16 protein-coding genes, 3 tRNA genes and 1 pseudogene are annotated in these 20,638 nt (G+C 44.2%); 5 read left to right on the forward strand and 15 right to left on the reverse strand.

The genetic code is table 11. The features are described 5' to 3' along the window. Positions 1–356: 356 nt before the first annotated feature. The 9 genes from BO26_RS16465 to tsaE form a co-directional block, all read right to left on the reverse strand. The gene (locus BO26_RS16465; RefSeq protein ID WP_036773368.1) at positions 357–1,655 is read right to left on the reverse strand and encodes an adenylosuccinate synthase; all 1,299 of its coding nucleotides are present in this window, start codon (positions 1,653–1,655) and stop codon (positions 357–359) included. 149 nt (positions 1,656–1,804) lie between these two features. Continuing rightward, on the reverse strand, positions 1,805–2,815 hold the full coding sequence (gene hflC / locus BO26_RS16470) for a protease modulator HflC (protein WP_036773348.1): 1,011 nt from the start codon (positions 2,813–2,815) through the stop codon (positions 1,805–1,807). Between the two features lie 2 nt (positions 2,816–2,817). Beyond that, complete coding sequence (hflK, locus tag BO26_RS16475) at positions 2,818–4,044, reverse strand: FtsH protease activity modulator HflK (protein ID WP_036773350.1); 1,227 nt, start codon at positions 4,042–4,044, stop codon at positions 2,818–2,820. A 105-nt stretch (positions 4,045–4,149) separates the two neighbouring features. Beyond that, positions 4,150–5,430, reverse strand: a complete 1,281-nt coding sequence (gene hflX, locus BO26_RS16480) for a ribosome rescue GTPase HflX (protein ID WP_036773351.1) — start codon at positions 5,428–5,430, stop codon at positions 4,150–4,152. 94 nt (positions 5,431–5,524) lie between these two features. After that, a complete protein-coding gene (gene hfq / locus BO26_RS16485) occupies positions 5,525–5,833 on the reverse strand; it encodes an RNA chaperone Hfq (RefSeq protein WP_015836155.1) in 309 nt (102 codons plus the stop codon). Positions 5,834–5,943: 110 nt separating this feature from the next. After that, positions 5,944–6,885, reverse strand: coding sequence for a tRNA (adenosine(37)-N6)-dimethylallyltransferase MiaA (gene miaA / locus BO26_RS16490; RefSeq protein ID WP_036773353.1), 942 nt, complete (start codon positions 6,883–6,885; stop codon positions 5,944–5,946). Next, entirely contained in the window at positions 6,878–8,779 is a 1,902-nt protein-coding gene (gene mutL, locus BO26_RS16495; RefSeq protein ID WP_036773354.1) for a DNA mismatch repair endonuclease MutL, read from the reverse strand. Before mutL ends, miaA begins: the two co-directional genes overlap by 8 nt. Positions 8,780–8,790: 11 nt before the next feature. Beyond that, complete coding sequence (amiB, locus tag BO26_RS16500) at positions 8,791–10,077, reverse strand: N-acetylmuramoyl-L-alanine amidase AmiB (protein ID WP_036773356.1); 1,287 nt, start codon at positions 10,075–10,077, stop codon at positions 8,791–8,793. A gap of 14 nt (positions 10,078–10,091) precedes the next feature. Further along, a complete protein-coding gene (tsaE, locus tag BO26_RS16505; protein ID WP_036773357.1) occupies positions 10,092–10,556 on the reverse strand; it encodes a tRNA (adenosine(37)-N6)-threonylcarbamoyltransferase complex ATPase subunit type 1 TsaE in 465 nt (154 codons plus the stop codon). A gap of 172 nt (positions 10,557–10,728) precedes the next feature. On the opposite strand from tsaE, the gene queG reads away from it, so the two are divergent. After that, on the forward strand, positions 10,729–11,886 hold the full coding sequence (gene queG, locus BO26_RS16510; RefSeq protein ID WP_036773371.1) for a tRNA epoxyqueuosine(34) reductase QueG: 1,158 nt from the start codon (positions 10,729–10,731) through the stop codon (positions 11,884–11,886). Positions 11,887–12,459: 573 nt separating this feature from the next. Here the strand turns inward: queG and BO26_RS23550 are convergent. From BO26_RS23550 to orn, 5 genes are all read right to left on the reverse strand, one after another. Beyond that, positions 12,460–12,915: a hypothetical protein gene (locus tag BO26_RS23550; RefSeq protein WP_157835573.1), complete on the reverse strand. Its 456-nt coding sequence runs from the start codon at positions 12,913–12,915 to the stop codon at positions 12,460–12,462. 406 nt (positions 12,916–13,321) lie between these two features. After that, positions 13,322–13,397 (reverse strand) — tRNA-Gly (locus BO26_RS16515). A 50-nt stretch (positions 13,398–13,447) separates the two neighbouring features. After that, positions 13,448–13,523 (reverse strand) — tRNA-Gly (locus BO26_RS16520). 50 nt (positions 13,524–13,573) lie between these two features. Continuing rightward, positions 13,574–13,649: transfer RNA gene (locus BO26_RS16525), tRNA-Gly, on the reverse strand. A 212-nt stretch (positions 13,650–13,861) separates the two neighbouring features. Continuing rightward, positions 13,862–14,407: an oligoribonuclease gene (gene orn, locus BO26_RS16530; protein ID WP_036773359.1), complete on the reverse strand. Its 546-nt coding sequence runs from the start codon at positions 14,405–14,407 to the stop codon at positions 13,862–13,864. Positions 14,408–14,501: 94 nt separating this feature from the next. Between orn and rsgA the strand changes: the two genes are divergently transcribed. From rsgA to mscM, 3 genes are all read left to right on the forward strand, one after another. Further along, positions 14,502–15,560: a small ribosomal subunit biogenesis GTPase RsgA gene (gene rsgA / locus BO26_RS16535; RefSeq protein WP_036773360.1), complete on the forward strand. Its 1,059-nt coding sequence runs from the start codon at positions 14,502–14,504 to the stop codon at positions 15,558–15,560. 76 nt (positions 15,561–15,636) lie between these two features. Continuing rightward, complete coding sequence (gene asd / locus BO26_RS16540) at positions 15,637–16,530, forward strand: archaetidylserine decarboxylase (protein WP_036773363.1); 894 nt, start codon at positions 15,637–15,639, stop codon at positions 16,528–16,530. Between the two features lie 26 nt (positions 16,531–16,556). Beyond that, positions 16,557–19,892, forward strand: a complete 3,336-nt coding sequence (gene mscM / locus BO26_RS16545; protein ID WP_036773364.1) for a miniconductance mechanosensitive channel MscM — start codon at positions 16,557–16,559, stop codon at positions 19,890–19,892. A gap of 171 nt (positions 19,893–20,063) precedes the next feature. On the opposite strand, the gene BO26_RS16550 is transcribed toward mscM, so the two are convergent. Continuing rightward, complete coding sequence (locus tag BO26_RS16550; RefSeq protein ID WP_236637488.1) at positions 20,064–20,234, reverse strand: PAAR domain-containing protein; 171 nt, start codon at positions 20,232–20,234, stop codon at positions 20,064–20,066. A gap of 102 nt (positions 20,235–20,336) precedes the next feature. On the opposite strand from BO26_RS16550, the pseudogene BO26_RS16555 reads away from it, so the two are divergent. After that, positions 20,337–20,638, forward strand: a pseudogene (locus tag BO26_RS16555) (transposase); the annotation flags it as partial.

Below are 20,638 nucleotides of genomic sequence, written 5' to 3' on the forward strand. Positions count from 1 at the left end.
CCGGGGTAATTCACGCGACCTTCCTGCTTATACCTGTCGGCTTTACGTCACAGCGTTCCGTGTAAGTATTGGGCTTTGACGATACTAGCCGCCTCACCCCACTGTGCCGCCTAAACCGCTTCCTGTTCGTCAGGCCAGCATTTTGCTTTCGGTTTCCTTCAGATCCGCAGTCACCCACGGCACCCTTACCGTTCAGCTAACACTTCCCCTTACCGGGTGTGTAGAGGACTTTCACCTCCAAGTCACCGGTTTGGTCACCACAACCAACCCGGTTGCGCTCACGCGCAACGCGCCATGCCCAGCGCACTAGCAAAAAACCGGGCTGAAAGCCCGGCTTTACCTAATTATTGGCACAATCAGGCATCAAACGGATCACGCAGGATCATTGTCTCTGAACGATCTGGGCCTGTAGAAATAATATCAACAGGAACACCAGTAAGTTCTTCTACACGTTTAATATAATTCAACGCCGCCAAAGGCAATCCACTGTGCTCTTTTACACCGAAAGTACTTTCGTCCCAGCCCGGCATTGTTTCATAAACAGGTTCAATACCTTCCCAATCATCCGCAGCCAGAGGTGTTGTCTCAACTACGCTGCCATCAGGCATACGGTAACCAACACAGATTTTTACTTCTTTCAAGCCATCCAATACGTCCAGTTTGGTCATACAGAAACCTGACAACGAGTTGATCTGTACCGCACGGCGGATAGCAATAATATCCAGCCAACCAGTACGACGACTACGGCCAGTAGTCGCACCGAATTCTTGACCTTTTTCACGCAGATAACTGCCCGTTTCATCAAACAATTCGGTTGGGAACGGGCCAGCTCCTACACGGGTAGAATAAGCCTTAATAATTCCCAGAACATAATCAACATAGCATGGACCTAAACCAGAACCTGTTGCAACGCCACCAGCCGTAGTGTTAGAAGAAGTCACATATGGATAGGTACCGTGGTCGATATCTAGAAGAGTGCCCTGCGCGCCTTCGAACATAACCAGTTCGCCTTTCTGAGTTGCTTTGTACAGCAAGTCAGAAACGTCAACAACCATGCTCGTCAGAATATCGGCAACAGCCATAATTTCATCAAGGGTTTTCTGGTAATCTACCGCAGGTTCTTTGTAATAGTTAACCAATTGAAAGTTATGATATTCGATAATTTCTTTCAGTTTGGTGGCGAATGCTTCTTTATCAAACAAGTCACCAACGCGTAGGCCACGACGAGCAACTTTGTCTTCATATGCAGGACCAATACCACGACCGGTTGTCCCGATGGCTTTTGCACCACGGGCTTTCTCGCGGGCATTATCTAATGCAACATGGTATGGAAGAATAAGCGGACAAGCTTCTGAAATAAGCAGACGTTCGCGAACAGGAACACCACGGGACTCTAACGCGTTCATCTCTTTCATCAGTGCATCAGGCGCTAATACAACTCCGTTTGCAATGATGCTAATAACATTTTCACGCAGGATCCCCGATGGGATTAAGTGGAGAACGGTTTTTTCACCGTTGATAACCAGTGTATGACCAGCATTATGGCCACCTTGATAACGAACAACATACTTAGCTCGTTCAGTCAGCAAGTCGACGATCTTGCCCTTGCCCTCGTCACCCCATTGGGTGCCCAATACGACAACGTTCTTACCCATTTCAAAATTCACTCGGTTGCTTAAAAATGGATTCTAACATCTCATTTCACACCTTTCAGTAATTTTTATCACATCCGTTATTTTTGTTAAACCACCAAATATGACAAGGCCCGCCTAATGCGGGCCTTACTTATAGATTTAAAAGTCTATCAACGCTGAACTGCTCGCCTTTCAGGTGCTTTCATATAACGGAAGAAATCAGTATCTGGACTTAACACCAGAACATCTTTCCCACCTTCACTGAAGCTTTTCTCATAAGCACGTAAGCTACGGATAAAGGCATAGAAATCTGGGTCTTGACTGAATGCATCAGCAAATAGTTTAGCCGCTTCTGCATCCCCAGAACCACGCAAAGTACGGGCTTCACGCTCCGCTTTTGCCAATGTTTCAGTGACCTGCTTATCCGCTGTTGCACGTAATTTCTCTGCTTCTTCCTGGCCCTGAGAACGGTGACGACGGGCTACCGCTTCACGTTCTGCACGCATACGCTGGAAAATAGCCTCTGAAACTTCCAACGGTAAGTTAATCTGCTTGATACGCACATCAACAACCTCAATACCCAGAGCAGCCATACTGTTCGGATTAACTGCCGATTGTTTGCCCGCAGTTTCTTTCTCTACACGAGCCGCAGCTGATGCAATCGCATCATCTGCTTCACTGGTTGTTACCGCTTCTCCGTCAGTCGTACCTTTGTTCAGAGCATCACGAACATCGGTAGTTAATCTGCCACGAGAATCAGTAACAATACCACGAACATCCAAACGACCAATTTCAGAACGTAAACGGTCACTGAACTTACGTTTCAGCAAAACCTCTGCCTGAGAAATATCACCATTGCCGGTAGCCAGATAGTAACGACTAAAGTCGATAATGCGCCATTTCAAGTAAGAATCAACAATTAGGTCTTTATTTTCACTGGTCAGGAACCGATCCGCCTGAATATCCATAGTTTGAATACGGGCATCAAGTGTTTTCACTGTTTCAATAAATGGCACTTTAAAGTGCAAACCAGGTTCATACACAATTGGTTTATTTTCTGCATCACGGACAACCTTACTAAAACGCAGAACAATACCACGCTGCCCTTCATGCACAACAAACACTGAGGTATACAAAGCAACCAGTACAGCGACAATAATAACAATAAACGACTTACGCATGATTATTGTCTCCCTACTCTAACAGTGTCATTACGCAGATTATCTGTACGGTTATAATCTGCTGTCCGGTTTGAACTCAGCGGTGTTGTCGGACGAGTAATCCGCGGGTTGGAAACTGTTGGATTCCCTTGCTGACTTTCCATGACCGTTTTACCACTGGCTGCATCACTACGGAACAATTGTTCTAATGGCAGAACCATCAAACTATTACTGTTCTCATTAGCAACAACTTTGCGAGTATTACTCAGTACTTTTTCCATGCTTTCAATATATAAACGCTCACGAGTAATTTCCGGTGCAGCTTTATATTCAGGTAGCATCTTAGCAAAACTCGCCACTTCACCCTGCGCTTCCAGTACCACTCGCGCTTTATAAGCCTTAGCATCTTCGATTAATCGTTGAGCTTGACCATTTGCACGTGGCTGAACTTCATTAGCATAAGCTTCCGCTTCACGAATGTATTGCTGTTCGTTTTCACGGGCAGCAATCGCATCGTCAAATGAAGATTTTACTTCTTCTGGTGGACGGGCAGTCTGGAAGTTAACATCCAGCAAAGTTATACCCATTTTGTATGGACGAATAGTCTCTTCCAGTACCCGTTGGGTATCACTACGTACAATAGTACGGCCTTCAGTCAAAATTTTATCCATGGTGTATTTACCAATAACACCACGAACTGCACTGTCTGTTGCTTGACGCAAGCTGTTATCAGGACTTGTTACACTATAGAGATAAGCGGCTGGATTAGTCACACGGTACTGGACGTTCATTTCCACACGAACAACGTTCTCATCAGAAGTCAGCATCACACCAGATGCCGCCAGCTCACGAACAGATTCCACGTTAACTGGAACAACTTCATCAATGAACGTTGGTTTCCAGTTCAGACCAGGCTGTACAATATGGTTCAATTTACCCAAACGGGTAACAACGCCACGTTCTGTTTCTTTAATCGTATAGAAACCACTAGCGGCCCAAATGACGACTATAGCGACAGCGGCAAGGCTAACAATACGCCCACCAAATTTTGTCCCTTGGTCAGAACCATTACCGCCCTTATTCCCACCGAAACCACCAAGTTTACTACTCAGCTTACGGAACAGATCGTCGAGATCAGATGCCCCACGGTTTCGACCACCTTTGTTCCCGCCAGAGTTGCCGCCATTATTATTGCTGCTCCCCCACGGGTCGCGGTCTTGTCCGTTGTTCCCGGGCTGATTCCACGCCATGTTTTAGCTCCATTCTTTTATGATTGGTTTTTCAGGCTAAGAGCTGCTTGTAAATAAGCCAACTCTCAATCACACAAGTTTTCTGATATTCGTCTGCCAGACAAATCAGACGAGGTAATCAATCAAACCCTGTTCTTGTTTGCACAGACGGCGCCAGTCAACAATCGGCATTCTCACTTCGATACCAACTTTGCCGTCCTCTTCTATCCACTCTTTCTCTATTGCCCGAAGTTGATAGAAGCGACTGCGTAAACGACCCGCCTCTGGCGGCAAGCGCAACTCGTAGTGTGCGATTTCACCCGAAAGGCGCTCCGTCAACGCTTTTAACAACAACGGGATACCTTCACCGGTTCGCGCAGACAACCAAACTCTGACCGGTAAGTTATCTTCGTTGCGATCAATACGCGGTGTAAAATCCCCCAACATATCAATCTTATTCATCACCAGCAGTACAGGAATTTCATGAGCGTCTATCTCTTCCAGTACACTGTCAACTGCCGCAATATTTTCGTCTATACGATTATCTACAGCATCAACAACATGCAACAATAATGTTGCTTGCCGGGTTTCCTGTAATGTGGCTTTAAATGCCGCAACCAAGTCATGAGGCAAATGACGGATAAAACCAACAGTATCAGCCAACACTGCGGTACCAACATCAGCAACTTCAATCCGCCGCAGTGTTGGGTCCAGTGTAGCGAATAGTTGATCAGCTGCATAAACCTCAGCAGCAGTCATGCAGTTAAACAAGCTCGATTTACCCGCATTGGTATATCCTACCAATGAAACCGTCGGTATATCCGCTTTATTCCTAGCCTGACGCCCCTGTTCACGCTGTTTTTCAACCCGGCTGAGACGACTCAAAATCTGGCGAATTTTATCCCGCAACAAACGCCTATCTGTCTCAAGCTGAGTTTCCCCCGGCCCCCTTAGACCAATCCCACCTTTTTGGCGTTCAAGGTGAGTCCATCCCCGGATAAGACGGGTAGAAAGATGGCGTAACTGTGCCAATTCTACCTGTAACTTCCCTTCGTGAGTTCGTGCCCGTTGGGCAAAAATATCCAGAATCACGCCGGTACGGTCGATCACCCGACATTGACAAAGCCGTTCAAGATTGCGCTCCTGTGCAGGGCTAAGTGCATGATTAAATAACACAACATCAGCACTACTAGCCTTTACAGCCTCAGCAATCTCCTCAGCTTTGCCTTCTCCGACAAAATATTTCGAGTGAGGAGCTTTTCTACTCCCCGTGACAATTTGCACAGGAGCCACACCAGCAGAAATTACCAGCGATTCAAATTCACTGAGATTACCTGTGTCTTTATCCTGCGAGAAGAAAACATGCACCACAACGGCTTGTTCACCGCCTTCATAACGCTCAAACAAAGGTGCGACCTCTCAGGCTGAGTCAAAAATTATAGGAAAAAACATAGGTAAAACCTCCCTACCTATGTTTTTCTTCATTCAGTCATTCTCAAGCTTATTCAGCGCCATCACTTTCCTGTTGTGCTGCTGGAGCAGAGGCTCCCCCAGGGTGATAATTACCTACACTGGCCCCTACACCTGCATTACTACTATGATGAGAAACCGGGCGAGAAGGCACAACGGTAGAGATGGCGTGTTTATAAACCATCTGGCTAACTGTATTTTTCAGTAAAATGACAAACTGGTCAAAAGATTCAATCTGACCCTGCAATTTGATGCCGTTGACCAAATAAATAGAAACCGGGACCCTTTCACGCCGTAATGCGTTCAGGAACGGATCTTGCAAAGATTGCCCCTTAGCCATTCTATATTTTCCTTATTTTGTTGTTTTTAACTAAGAACCTAGAGGTTCGAAAAAATGAACTACTCAAAAATTGCGCTTTGGTACTCATCAATTGTACACAATCAACAAACCTATGCACTAACAACCTGCATTACAGTGTTTAAAGCCTGCTCCGGTTGGGAACTATCCAACCAGTGAACCTGCTTCCAACCTCTAAGCCAAGTCATTTGACGCTTTGCCAACTGACGCGTCGCACAAATACCACGATAAACCATTTCATCGTAGTCAATCTCGCCGGAAAGATAGGACCACATCTGACGATAACCAACACAACGAATAGAAGGTAAGTCCACATGCAAATCATTACGAGCATAAAGTGCTTTAGCTTCTTCTTCAAATCCTGATTCAAGCATTTGATTAAAACGCGCTTCAATACGCTGATGAAGGATCTCGCGCTTCGCTGGAGCAATAGCAAATTGGTGGACACGATAAGGAAGATCTTCGCCTGATAATTTAGTCAGTTCAGTAAGAGTCTTACCTGAAATAAAAAAAACTTCCAATGCACGGGAAAGTCTCTGCGGATCATTTGGATGAATCCTTAATGCAGCCACAGGATCAATCTTCTGTAATTGCTGATGCAATACATCCCATCCTTGTTCTGCCGCCTGTTGTTCTATCTTTGTCCGAATAATTGGATCAGCAGAAGGCAAAGGTGATAAACCTTCAAGCAATGCTTTGAAATAGAGCATAGTTCCACCAACCAGTAAAGGAATACGCCCGGTAGCTGTAATTTCTGCCATTTCTTTCAATGCGTCCCGACGGAAATCAGCCGCCGAGTAGGACTGAGAAGGGTCCAAAATATCAATCAAACGATGAGGTGCCAACGCTTGCTCTTCCGCAGTCGGTTTAGCCGTGCCAATATTCATTCCACAATAAATCAGCGCAGAATCAACGCTTATCAGTTCCACAGGAAGATACTGGCGTAAAGCGATAGATAAGGCTGTTTTGCCTGAAGCCGTCGGCCCCATAATAAAGATTGCCGTTGGCAGATGTTGAGTTTTCTGATCACTCATGAGTAAGGGATGCCACCACTGCTTGTAAATCAATTAATTGTAATAACCCATCTGGCGGAGATTTTACCAGTTGTGGGCAAATCCGCTCAACATCAGCCAACAACTGTACTGCCTGAGCAACATTCCACGCTTCATGTTCACTACCGATATGAGAAGTAAGCCAAGTTACAACCTGTTCTACCGATGCTGATGGCTGCTGCGCCAAGTAACCTAGCAACTGAGAAATTAATTTAGGCAGATTCTGCTGACGCAATGGTAACGATACCGCACGTAGTGTTGCTTTTCCATGAGATACAGATGCTTCAATACCAAAAGAGCCTAATAAGTCACTATAACGATTTAAAGCATCAGCTTCTTCTTTACTGAGAGAAAGTTTTAGCGGTATCAAAAGTGGCTGTGATTTCAATCCTTGCTCTGTTGGTGTTAACTGTACTTGTTTTAACCAACGTTCAGCAACTGGCAAAGATAACAATCCAATGCCTAATGGAGATTCAATCAGAGCATAACATGGCGGATATATGCTCAATACCTTACCAAAACTATGACTGTTATTTTTAACCTGAACAGGAACAGAAGTTACCTTTTCCACCGTGACAGGAGTGATTCTTGTCGGAAATAACTCTCTCTTCCCTTCAGGCTCCGGTACAGATTGCATCATTTTCTGATACAACTCACCCTGACATTTCTGATAATCACCACCATGATATTGATAGTTTTCACCACTACGAGAAGAAACCTTGCTACTCCTGGCTGACGAAGCTTCCTTTGGTAATGAAGTTGCCACAGATGCAGCGTTATTTTGCCGGGAAAAATGATTTTCTCCTGCGGATGGGCGATTTTCCGGCTCCCAAACCGGTGCTGGTTCACAACATGCCATATCCAGCTCAGTGCTGCTTCCACGTTGTTTTAATACGGCTGTCACACCCTGATAGATAAAATCATGTACCAAACGGGCTTGATGGAAGCGAACCTCATGCTTTGCCGGATGCACATTAACATCCACCTGATGCGGATCAACCTCCAGATATAAAACATAAGCCGGCTGTTGCTCTCCCTGTATCAAATCCTGATAAGCTTGACGAATAGCATGATTGATCAAACGATCCCGCATCATACGTCCGTTAACATAGCAATACTGAATATCGCCACTCGCAGTAACACTCATTGGGTCAGCAATCCATCCTTTGATAGACAAATCTCCGTGTTGCCACGAAAGAGAAAGCACTTGCTGCATAAAAGCAGTACCACAAATAGAGACCAACCGCCGTTCATGCTGTGATCCATCTTTGGCTGGCCGGTACTGGCGAACCAGTTTACCGTTATGATGCAGATTAATTGATACATCCAGACGCGCCAACGCAATACGTCTGACAATTTCGTCAATATGACCAAATTCCGTTTTTTCTGTTCGCAAGAATTTGCGGCGTGCCGGAGTGTTATAAAACAAATCCAACACTTCGACAGTACTACCCACCGGATGCGCTGCCGGTTTCACAGTCACTCCCATATCCCGCCCTTCAGCGTATGCTTGCCAGGCTTCATTTTGCTCTTCTGTACGAGAAGTCAATGTCAAACGCGAAACTGAGCTGATACTGGCTAATGCTTCTCCTCGAAATCCCATACTAATAATGGCTTCCAGATCATCCAGCGTTGCAATCTTACTCGTCGCATGACGAGCCAGAGCCAGAGCAATATCTTGGTGGTTGATTCCACAGCCATTATCACGGACACGGATAAGCTTTACTCCACCACGCTCGATTTCAATATCAATGCGGCTAGCTCCAGCATCAAGGCTATTCTCCACCAATTCTTTTACTACTGATGAGGGACGTTCTACTACTTCGCCAGCAGCAATTTGGTTTGCTAATTGAGGAGGTAAGATCTTGATCGCCATATTTTTAATCCTTACTTCCCGGCTGTTCCAGGTGCAGCCTGTAATGGATTTGCCAGAAAATAGTTACGCAATCCTTTGTGGATAGCACCTGCCAACTTATCCTGAAAATCACTAGAACCAAGTAATGTTTCTTCAGCTGAGTTACTGATAAATCCTGTTTCTACCAAAATTGAAGGAATATCCGGTGAACGTAATACACCCAAGCTGGCATGCTCTGGAGAACGTTTATGTAATGAACCAACTTTACGCAACTCGCTCAAAATTTGCACAGCAACATTATAACCCACCCGTTGAGAGTGGCCGAATTGTAAATCCAGCACTGCCTGGCTCAGATAAGGGTTTGTACCATTAGCCAATGCATCACCAGCTCCCCCCAGTAACTCAGACTGTTTCTCATGCTGTTCAAGCCAATTCCCCAATTCACTGTTTGCACGCTTGTTTGACAATACCCAAACAGAAGCACCACGCGCACTGCGATTAGGTGCAGCATCCGCATGAATAGAAACCAGCATATTTGCGCTATGCTTACGAGCAACCTCAGAACGACCAGCGACAGAAATAAAATAGTCGCCATCACGAGTCAAAACAGGTTTGAACATAGGATCATTACGTAACAAAGCCTCAAGTTTACGCGCTACGCTGATAGTAACCTCTTTCTCTTTCAGCCCACGTTGTCCAATTGCTCCAGGGTCTTGTCCACCATGCCCTGCATCAATTGCAACAATGACCTGCTGACGACCTTTACCTTTAGGCACTCTTTGAGGAGCAATTTTTTTTGTCGCAGATAATTTATTATTAGTGGGTAACAGATTACTTGCAGCCACCTGTGAGCTTTCTCTGAAAACAGGATTGCTGACAGATATGTCGGAAGCCCGTAAGGTAAAGATAACCCGATATTCACTCCCCGATTTCTGCACTATAGAGTTGACTTTAACTTTACGATTTAGTTCAAGCACGATACGTTTTTTTTGTGGCACCGGCGATTGACTAGATCGGATTTTCCTCACTAAATCCTGCCCCGGCAAGCTCATTGGCAAACCAATATTTCCAGTCTGGTAGATATCTACGACTAAACGTTCCGGCGAATGTAGTGGGAAAATACTGTAATCAGGGCGGCCATCTGAAAAAACCATGGTCACTTTAGCTTCACTTATACTGTTACTAACGTGGATATTGGATAAAGTTGCCGCTGTTGCTGTTGTCACCATTAAATTGTTCATTACGATAAACAACAAACAAATTATCATAAAACTAATTTGCCATTTCTTTATCATTTTTGCGACTAAAGCACGCATCATACGCGGGTGATCCCTTATAAATATTTCAAATTATCTAACAGGCTCTCACCATATTCAGACAAAGCGATAAAATGTGCCTGTCGCCCTTCAGACTGGTAACTCAAATGTAATTTAATATCTGCGTCCGGTAATACACCTTCTCCTTGCTGAGGCCACTCCACCAGGCAAATAGCATCCTGATGAAAATAATCGCGTATTCCCATAAATTCCAATTCTTCTGGATCAGCTAACCGGTAAAGATCGAAATGGTAAACCGGCCTTGGCATTAAAGCATAAGGTTCAACCAAAGTATAAGTTGGGCTTTTTACATGCCCTTTATGACCCAAAGATTGCAAAAAACCGCGACTAAATGTAGTTTTACCGGCACCTAAATCACCATATAAATAAATTACACTGCCGCGATTACAGGCAACCGCAACTGCATTCCCAAGAGAAACAGTCGCATCTTCATCTTGAAGTGACAAAACAAGTTCTTTCATCGAATAATATCTGCTGTTTTATTAATTCATCAGCTAAAACGATAACCCTAACACAGCCCTATTATCAACATTTAACGCCTTCTATTCAGGTTTCATTACCAAACCTATTATTTTTAGCTTGAAGCAAATTATGCTACACTGTGGTTCCTTGCAGCATGAACTAATTTCCACCATGGCAACTCCCCTCGACCTCCATCTCCTGACCACAAACATCAAACAATGGGGTCTCTCTCTTGGTTTCCAACAAGTTGGTATTTGCGATACTGATTTATCAGTAGAAGAACCAAAATTTCAGGAATGGCTGGATAAGCAGTATCACGGCGAGATGGCATGGATGGAACGCCACGGTATGATGCGCACACGTCCTAATGAACTACTGCCAGGGACATTGAGAGTTATCAGTGTAAGAATGAATTATCTTCCTGCCAAAGCCTCTTTTGCTAGCACGTTAAATGATCCAGAACTCGGCTATGTAAGCCGCTATGCCTTGGGAAGAGATTACCACAAACTGCTACGCCAACGCCTGAAGAAACTAGGTGAACAAATTCAAGACTATTGCCATGATTTTGAATATCAGGGAACCCTTAATTTCCGACCTTTTGTTGATTCAGCTCCGATAATGGAGCGGCCACTAGCCGCTAAAGCCGGTTTAGGCTGGGTTGGAAAGCACTCACTTATTCTTAATAAAGAATCTGGCTCATGGTTTTTCCTTGGTGAACTGTTGATTAATCTTCCCTTACCAGTAGATACTCCACAGGAAGAACGCTGTGGCCGCTGTGTGGCTTGCATGACAACCTGCCCAACAGGTGCTATTGTCGGCCCCTATGTCATTGATGCTCGCCGTTGTATTTCCTATCTCACGATTGAACTGGAAGGTGTTATTCCTGAAGAACTTCGCCCATTAATGGGAAACCGCATTTATGGTTGTGATGACTGCCAGATTATTTGCCCATGGAACCGCTTTTCTCAACTGACAGATGAAAATGATTTCAGTCCACGAGCAACATTGCATACACCGAAATTATTGGATTTATTCAATTGGAGTGAAGAAAAATTCCTGCGAATAACAGAAGGTTCTGCAATCCGCCGCATTGGTCACTTACGCTGGTTACGCAACATTATTGTTGCTCTGGGAAACGCCCCATATCAAGACGATATCGTTCTTTCTCTACAACGGAAATTAGGATTAAATACAATGCTCGATGAACATATTCATTGGGCTATCGAACAACAGATGACTTGCCGAGACGCTAACATTGTTAATGTACAAACTTCACAACAAAAACGGCTTATCAGAACGGTAATCAAAGGTCTACCCAGAGATGCTTAATTATTAGCCATTTATATGACACATAGAAGAATCAGATAATTCCCCTGTGAATAAAATAAAAAACCCTTGCTGATCAATGCTCAAAAAAAGCGCAAGTGATCAATATGACATTTCTTAACAAAGAAGCATTCTGTAAAACTATCAATAGGTTACAGAAGAAACACCTATTTTGTAAAACTTAGAATAAGAAAAATTTAAAAGAAGCAGCTTGTGGATAAGTCTGTGTGATAATTTTAAGGTGTCGTACTTATTTACCACGCGATTACTTTCCACTCTGTGGATAAAAAACAGGAACCTTTACCGAAGGAGACAATCCCAAAAATCTAATTAAAGTCAGCAAGTACTACCACCGAATAGGCAACCAAAAGCGAGATATAAGCCCGCCAAATTCACGCAACCTATTGATAAATAAGATATTTTTATCATTACCAAGTACTGAAAGGAGTGCATTATGTACTACCCTAGAAAATTTGGCAAGCAGAAGTTGGAAAAATCTTTTGAGTCCTTAATATCAGCCCTCCCGCAAAAGGGCTGACATTTGTTGTTCAAACTATCTCAGATATACATATACAGTTAGTAGCTGTATGTGAACGATACCTGCTCCTGCCCAGCTGGGCTGTGATAATACGAAGGTGTGCCGTTTGTCACCACATGCCGGATAACCACTCTAACGCCATTGTCAAACCGATAGTTGTTGAATACATCAGTACTCCCTGCCGAATTGAGCGCAACGGGAATACAAAGAGCCTCTGTCGAAGAGTAAGGTTGGGAGTAACAGAGTTCCGCTCGCTCTCCAGTTGTGGTGGGATAGGACGAGGTCCTCCAGTTAACCGATGACAACTTTTTGGTTGCGTTCAATGTCCCAGAAGGGAAATCTGTCGATAGCAATGAAAACTGACTAAGAGAAGAACCGGTACCTGTTGAGAACACCATTAGAGTAGGTGGATTAACAGTCTTAACAATAGTGTGTGATACAGCTAGTACAGGAGATACTGCCCCCAATAATGACAGGAAAAGTAGTTTTTTCATTTCTTACCTCTATTGCTCTTTATTGAAATTAAGTTAGTTACTTTCGAACAAACAACCTTCAACCGAACAACACCTACCTGAAAAAACACAGAACTTCGGCGCACTTAATTTTCACTAAGAATATGTTATGCACAACCCTCCAACACAATTAGCATATACGCCTTCAACAGATTATCAGCGAAATGACCGATTACGGCAAAACCTTAACCATAGCTACAAGATGAGGTTATTAAAGATTTCGGTTTTAGAGCAACAACAAGTTAAACAGGTGCAATCACGCCAGTAAAGGATACGGATTAACGTTTAAAGAATAAAGGGAAGTTCACCCAACGCTATACCATATAGCGCTGACTAGAAGTCCGAGGCAGAAAAGGATATTTCCAAGCTATCGGTATGATAGGAGAATTGGAGCGGGAAACGAGACTCGAACTCGCGACCCCAACCTTGGCAAGGTTGTGCTCTACCAACTGAGCTATTCCCGCGTCACTGATTGACTAATAATAGCCAGAAACAACATACTGATTGCAAGATTTGGAGCGGGAAACGAGACTCGAACTCGCGACCCCAACCTTGGCAAGGTTGTGCTCTACCAACTGAGCTATTCCCGCGTCACTGATTGACTAATAATAGCCAGAAACAACATACTGATTGCAAGATTTGGAGCGGGAAACGAGACTCGAACTCGCGACCCCAACCTTGGCAAGGTCGTGCTCTACCAACTGAGCTATTCCCGCATACCCTTATTTAGTATGCCATCCATACCTTATGAAATTCTTCATCGGTACGGGGAGCGCATTATACGAAAAATCCTTACGCCCGCAAGCCCCCCAACGCAAAAAAATGAACTTTTCTATCGAGTGACGATTTAAACACCAACATAGACACTTAATCGCCATACTGAGCTTGCATGATCATATCAGCAAAGGATAAAAATAAAACGTTCTTGTTACGATTGAATAAAATGTTCCCGATAATAAGCCAATTCAGCAACTGATTCGCGGATATCATCCAGTGCCTGATGAATATTTTGCTTCTTAAACCCAGCCAGGATCTCTGGTTTCCAGCGACGAGCTAACTCTTTCAGAGTACTAACATCCAAATAGCGGTAGTGGAAATAGGCTTCCAACTCAGGCATATAACGAAATAGAAAACGTCGATCCTGACCAACACTATTGCCACAAATGGGGGAAACACCTGCTGGGACCCATTTTTCCAAAAATTCAATCGTCGCCTTCTCTGCTCCATGAGCATCAATTTTGCTTGCTTTAACACGTTCAACCAACCCACTAGCAGTATGGGTACGCACGTTCCATTCATCCATCAGAGCAAGTTGTTCATCAGACTGGTGAATCGCAATAACTGGCCCTTCAGCCACGATATTCAAATTTGCATCAGTGACAATTGTCGCAATTTCAATAATGCGATCCCGCTCTGGATCTAAGCCCGTCATTTCCAAATCTATCCAGATAAGATTGTGTTCACTTTTTGACATATTATATCCTAGGTTGGAGAGATAATTCTGATTAATGGTGTATCATAACGCTTTTAAGGCATAGCAGCGATACATGTGGAACAAGTGAGGTTTGGTGGCTAAACATAAACTATCCAAAGGCCAGCAACGGCGGGTACAGGCAAATCATCAACGCAAGCTGACAAAACAACAGGATAACAAACCTGAATTGGATGATAGCCAGTTAGGTGAACCTCAGGAAGGGCTGGTTATCAGCCGGTTCGGCCAACATGCTGATGTCGAGGCAAAAGACGGTTCAATACAACGGTGTAATATTCGCAGAACTATCCGTTCATTAGTAACAGGTGATCAGGTAGTATGGCGCCCTTCACTGCAAACACAAACAGATGTTAAAGTGAATGGTATTGTTGAAGCAGTCCACAAGCGTGTTTCTGCACTTACGCGCCCAGACTACTATGATGGAATTAAACCTATCGCTGCCAACATTGACCAAATAGTCATCGTTTCGGCAATTCTTCCCGAACTTTCACTCAATATTATCGATCGTTACCTTGTTGCCTGTGAAACATTGGGTATCGAGCCATTGATTGTACTGAATAAAATTGATCTACTCGATGAAGAAAGCCGTGAGTGGGTCAGTGAAGTAATGTCTACGTACCATAACATTGGTTACAGAGTATTGAAGCTATCCAGCCATACAGGCGAAGGTATGGAAGAATTGGTGAAAATGCTCGCTGGCAGAGTCAGTATTTTTGCTGGTCAATCTGGTGTGGGTAAATCAAGCTTACTCAATACTCTCCTTCCGGAAGACGAAGAAGAAATTCTGGTCAATCAGGTTTCAGATGTTTCTGGTTTAGGTCAGCACACCACAACTGCCTCCCGCCTTTATCATTTTCCACATGGCGGTGATGTCATCGACTCTCCTGGTGTACGGGAATTTGGGCTATGGCATTTAACACCAGAACAGGTAACTCAAGGTTTCGTGGAGTTTCATGATTATCTGGGAAACTGCAAATTCCGTGATTGTAAACATCGGGATGACCCAGAATGTGCGTTGCGAAAAGCGGTAGAAGCCAATGAAATAGCTGAAGAGCGTTTTGAGAACTACCATCGTATTCTCGACAGCATGGACAAAATTAAACCACGCAAGACATTTACAAATAACAATAGTTAACTGACATTAAATAAAAGGGCAGGTACAATAACGCCCTTTTGTCTAATTTGCCGATAATAAAATCCAAGAGGTTGACGTGCTGGATAACATTAAAATCAGGTTGCATTATTTACTCCCTAAACAGGGACTTACTAATCTGGCAGGCTGGTTTGCAAACAAAAAGGCTGGCTGGCTAACTCAGCTGGCAATCAAGGCATTTGCCCGTATTTATAAAGTAAATATGAATGAAGCAAAATCGCCTGAATTTTCAGCCTATACGACATTCAATGAATTCTTTATTCGCCCATTAAAAGATGATGTTCGCCCAATTATCAGCGAAGAGCATCAATTGGCACTGCCTGCTGATGGTGTTATCAGTCAGTTAGGTCATATCCGAGCAGACCAAATTCTCCAAGCCAAAGGACACTACTATACACTTGAAGCCTTGCTAGCCGGAAATTACCAGTTAGCAGAAATATTTCGTGATGGGCAGTTTGTAACTACTTACTTATCACCTAAAGATTACCACCGTGTGCATATGCCGTGCGATGGATTACTGAAAGAGATGATCTATGTTCCAGGTGCTCTATTCTCTGTCAATCCGTTGACTGCTGCCAACGTGCCAAATCTATTTGCTCGTAATGAAAGAGTCATCTGCCTGTTTGATACTCAATTTGGCCCCATGATACAAATTCTGGTTGGTGCAACTATCGTCGGTAGTATTGAAATGACCTGGTGCGGCACAGTGACACCACCACGGGAAGGCATTATAAAACGCTGGACTTATCCTGAAGCCGGTACAACTGGCGCAATTGCTTTCAAAAAAGGTGAAGAAATGGGACGTTTCAAATTGGGCTCTACCGTTATTAACCTGTTTGCACCAAATCAGGTACAGTTAGCCGGGCATTTGAGCAGTGGCTCAGCAACCCGCATGGGTGAACTGTTAGCTCAAGCTATCATGCCTGAAGAATCCACTGACAACATAAGCTAATCCCTTTCCAAGGAGAGCCCTCTATCGTGCGCCTGATTATCAGCTTATTGCTTAGCCTGCTCATTATTAATCCGGCTTTTGCTGCTATTCAACTTGATGAAAACCAGCTCAAACAAGAACTGAAACAAATTGAATCCAGTAAAAACCCACAGGATGCAGAGGTTGCTCAGGCGCTGCAAGGCGCACTCAATTGGATTGCAGATACTAAATCTGCTAATGACAGAACGCAAAAGTATCAGACTGCCATCGATGATTTCCCTAAAATAACGAAAGAACTTCGTCAAAAATTACTCTCTGAAAGTGATACTCCCCGCCCAATTCCTGCTAACCAACCCATTGCAAACATTGAACAACAGATTATTCAGGTCAGCAGCCGATTAATAGAACAAGGGGGACAATTACAGCAAGAGCAGGACAAAGGACGGGAAATCAGCGACTCACTGGTACTATTACCACAACAACAATCAGAAGCACGACGCCTGCTAACTGAAGCATCTTCTCGCCTGCAATCATTAGGAACACCATCTACTCCATTAGGAGAGGCTCAATTTGCCTTCGCTCAAGCCGAAGTCAATGCCCACAAAGCAACAGTTAATGAACTCGAAATAGCTCAACTTTCTGCCAATAATCGGCAGGAAATTTCCCGTATGCGGGTTGAACTATTCAAAAAACGGTACCATCGACTTGATCTTGAGCTTCAACAACTCCGCAGTCAACTCAACGCACAACGCCAGCAAAAAGCAGAATTAGCCCTGGAACATACAGAGATGCTGGCGGAACAAAGTGATCAGCTACCCAAATTTCTGCTTGATGAATTACAACTGAACCGGAATTTATCCCAGGAACTCAATCAGCAAGCACAACGAATGAACATCATAGGCGCAAAACAACGCCAAGCAGCTAGTGATATTATTCAGGTTCGGCAGGCATTGAGCACCATTCGAGAACAAGCGCAATGGCTTGGCGACTCCACAACGCTTGGAGAAGCGCTCCGAACGCAGCTTGCCCGTTTGCCTGACATGTCTAAACCCCAACAACTTGATCGGAACATTGTCAAATTCAGGGTCGATCGACTGAAATACGAAGACATGCTGGAGCAATTACAAAAAGAAGCAAAACCAACACAAAAAAATAATGTTACGTTAACCAATGAACAAGAGCGGATTTATGATTCTCTCATCCGCACCCGCAAGGAATTACTCAATTCATTATTATCTGGTTATGATAGTGAAATTCTTGAACTGACTAAACTGAAAGTGGCTACTAACCAGCTAAATGATGCACTGACAGAAGTCAAAGAAGCCACACACCGTTACCTATTCTGGGTTGCAGATGTAAACCCCGTTGCGCTCGACTACCCAATCAATGTCGTACATGATTTAACCCGTTTATTATCGCTGGATACCTTCTCTCAGTTAAGTAGAGCCCTGATCGTCATGCTGACCACTCAGGATACACTGCTGTATCTATTTGGGGCGTTATTTCTGGTGATATTCAGCATTAGTTCTCTCCGCCATTATCACGCATTTCTTGAACGCGCCAGTAACCGTATCGGCAAAGTAACACATGATCACTTTTCCCTCACTTTACGGACCGTATTTTGGTCGGTTATTGTCGCGTTACCCTTGCCAATGCTCTGGTCTGCGGTTGGCTACGGGTTACAAAGTGCCTGGCAATACCCGATGGCAACCGCCATTGGTTATGGTGTCAGTGCTACAACTCCCGTCTTATGGATCTTTATATTGAGCGCCACTTTTGCACATCCAAACGGGTTGTTCATTGCTCATTTCCGCTGGCCAGAAGAGCGGGTCAAACGGGCATTACGATTTTACCAGCTATCTATCTTTGTTATTGTGCCACTGGTGATGGCATTGATAACTTTCGAACATTACAGTGATCGAGAATTCTCATCCACACTTGGCAGACTCTGTTTCCTGGTATTGTGTGTATCATTAAGCCTGATCACCAACAGCCTGAAACGAGTGAAAGTCCCGCTTTATCTGGACAAAAACGGCTCTGGTGAGAATGTTATCAATACAGCTCTCTGGTGGATTTTACTCTCTGCTCCAATAGTCGCGGCTCTGGCTTCCATTCTGGGATATTTTAGTACATCACAAGCCTTGCTGGGACGTTTGGAGACCTCTGTTGCTATCTGGTTCTTCCTGCTCGTTATTTATCATATTATCCGCCGTTGGATGTTAATTCAGCGGCGCCGGATCGCCTTCGAACGGGCAAAACAGCGGAGGGCAGAAATTTTGGCTCAACGTGCCAAGGGAGAAGATGATTCAACGGGTTCAAGCAGTATCGAAGGTGCCATTGAAGTTGAGGAGCCTATTATTGATCTGGATGCAATCAGTGCTCAGTCATTGGGGCTAGTACGTTCAATTCTAACCATGTTTGCGCTAGTTTCATTGATTTTGCTCTGGTCGGAACTCCATTCAGCTTTCTCATTCCTGGAAAATATCCGCTTGTGGGACGTCACCACAACCGTAAATAACGTAGAAACTGTTCAGCCCATTACCATGGGTTCTGTACTAATCGCCATACTGGTGATTATTATCACCGCTCAACTGGTACGTAACCTGCCCGCATTACTTGAACTGGCCTTATTACAGCATTTAGAACTCACACCAGGTACTGGCTTTGCCATCACTACACTGACTAAATACACCATTACTCTGATTGGTGGCTTAGTCGGTTTCTCACTGATCGGTATTGAATGGTCAAAACTGCAATGGCTTGTTGCGGCGCTTGGGGTTGGGCTTGGTTTTGGTTTACAAGAAATCTTCGCCAATATCATTTCCGGTCTGATGATCTTGTTTGAAAAACCCATCCGTATTGGTGATACCGTCACTATCCGTAACTTGACCGGGAGCATCACCAAGATCAATACCCGGGCAACAACACTTTCAGATTGGGACAGAAAAGAGATTATTGTTCCTAACAAAGCATTTATCACCGAGCAGTTTATTAACTGGTCATTGTCTGACACGATCACCCGTGTCGTACTGACAATCCCCGCTCCGGCAGAAAACGACAGCGAACAAGTCACCCAAATCCTGTTAACTGCGGCTAAACGTTGTATTCTGATCCTTGATAATCCAGCGCCTGAAGTCTACCTGGTCGACCTCCAGCACGGCATTCAGATATTTGAACTCCGAATCTATGCTGCTGAAATGGGACACAGAATGCCTGTCCGTCATGAAGTCCACCAGCTTATTCTGCAAGAGTTTCACAAACATGGCATTACTCTGCCATTTCCACCATTTCAGGCTAACATTGATATAATTGGTCAAAATATACGTAGCGCTACAACCAATATGTCAGGCCGAAATCCACCACGCCAACCGGGTAGTTTGTAAAAAAATGATGAAGAACTGAACATCCGTATTTAAATCATCCCACTCTATTTCAAGCAAAGTATTAGCTTTTACCGCCCTCCTATGCCTGAAATAGACTTTGCGAAGCAATCAATGTCGCCCCGCAAGAGGTTTTCATTCCCTCCAGAGCATATGTTTGCCCATTAGAGCCGACTATCCCAGGCGCCCCTCCACGATAGTTTGATTGCCACCACATTTTGGACAGGATACAGCATCCCCAACCCGAGCTGCTTGCTTCCCTAGCACACCACAGCTTTCATCGCCTGTTAACACTTTGCCACCATGCGAAGTTGAATCCCCGACCAAAATAACAGAACGCAACATATTTAACCTGAACTCCGTTTAAGAAAGGAAGAAAAGAAGGGAACTAAGTGCCTGAGGCACGATCAAAGTTTTTGCTTATAAAACAAAATCGTGGAGATCCTCAATCGAATGATAACATTGAAGAAAAGAGCCATTATTCCGTTGTGCCCTTTCCTTTCTTCACGCCAACAAAAATCACAAGGGATTGCCTTTATCGATTCCACTCAAATCGCGGTTTGCCATAATCTTCGTATTTCTCGGAATAAGGTCTTCGATGGCGTAGCACAGCGAGGAAAAACCAGCACAGGATGGTTTTATGGCTTTAAACTTCATCTGATTATCGATGATTGTGGCGAGCTTTTATCCGTTAAATTGACACCGGGAAATAGAGACGATCGCCAGCCGGTTAAAGCGTTGGTCACAGG

It is taken from the genome of Photorhabdus australis DSM 17609 (genome assembly GCF_000711895.1).
Lineage (GTDB): Bacteria > Pseudomonadota > Gammaproteobacteria > Enterobacterales > Enterobacteriaceae > Photorhabdus > Photorhabdus australis.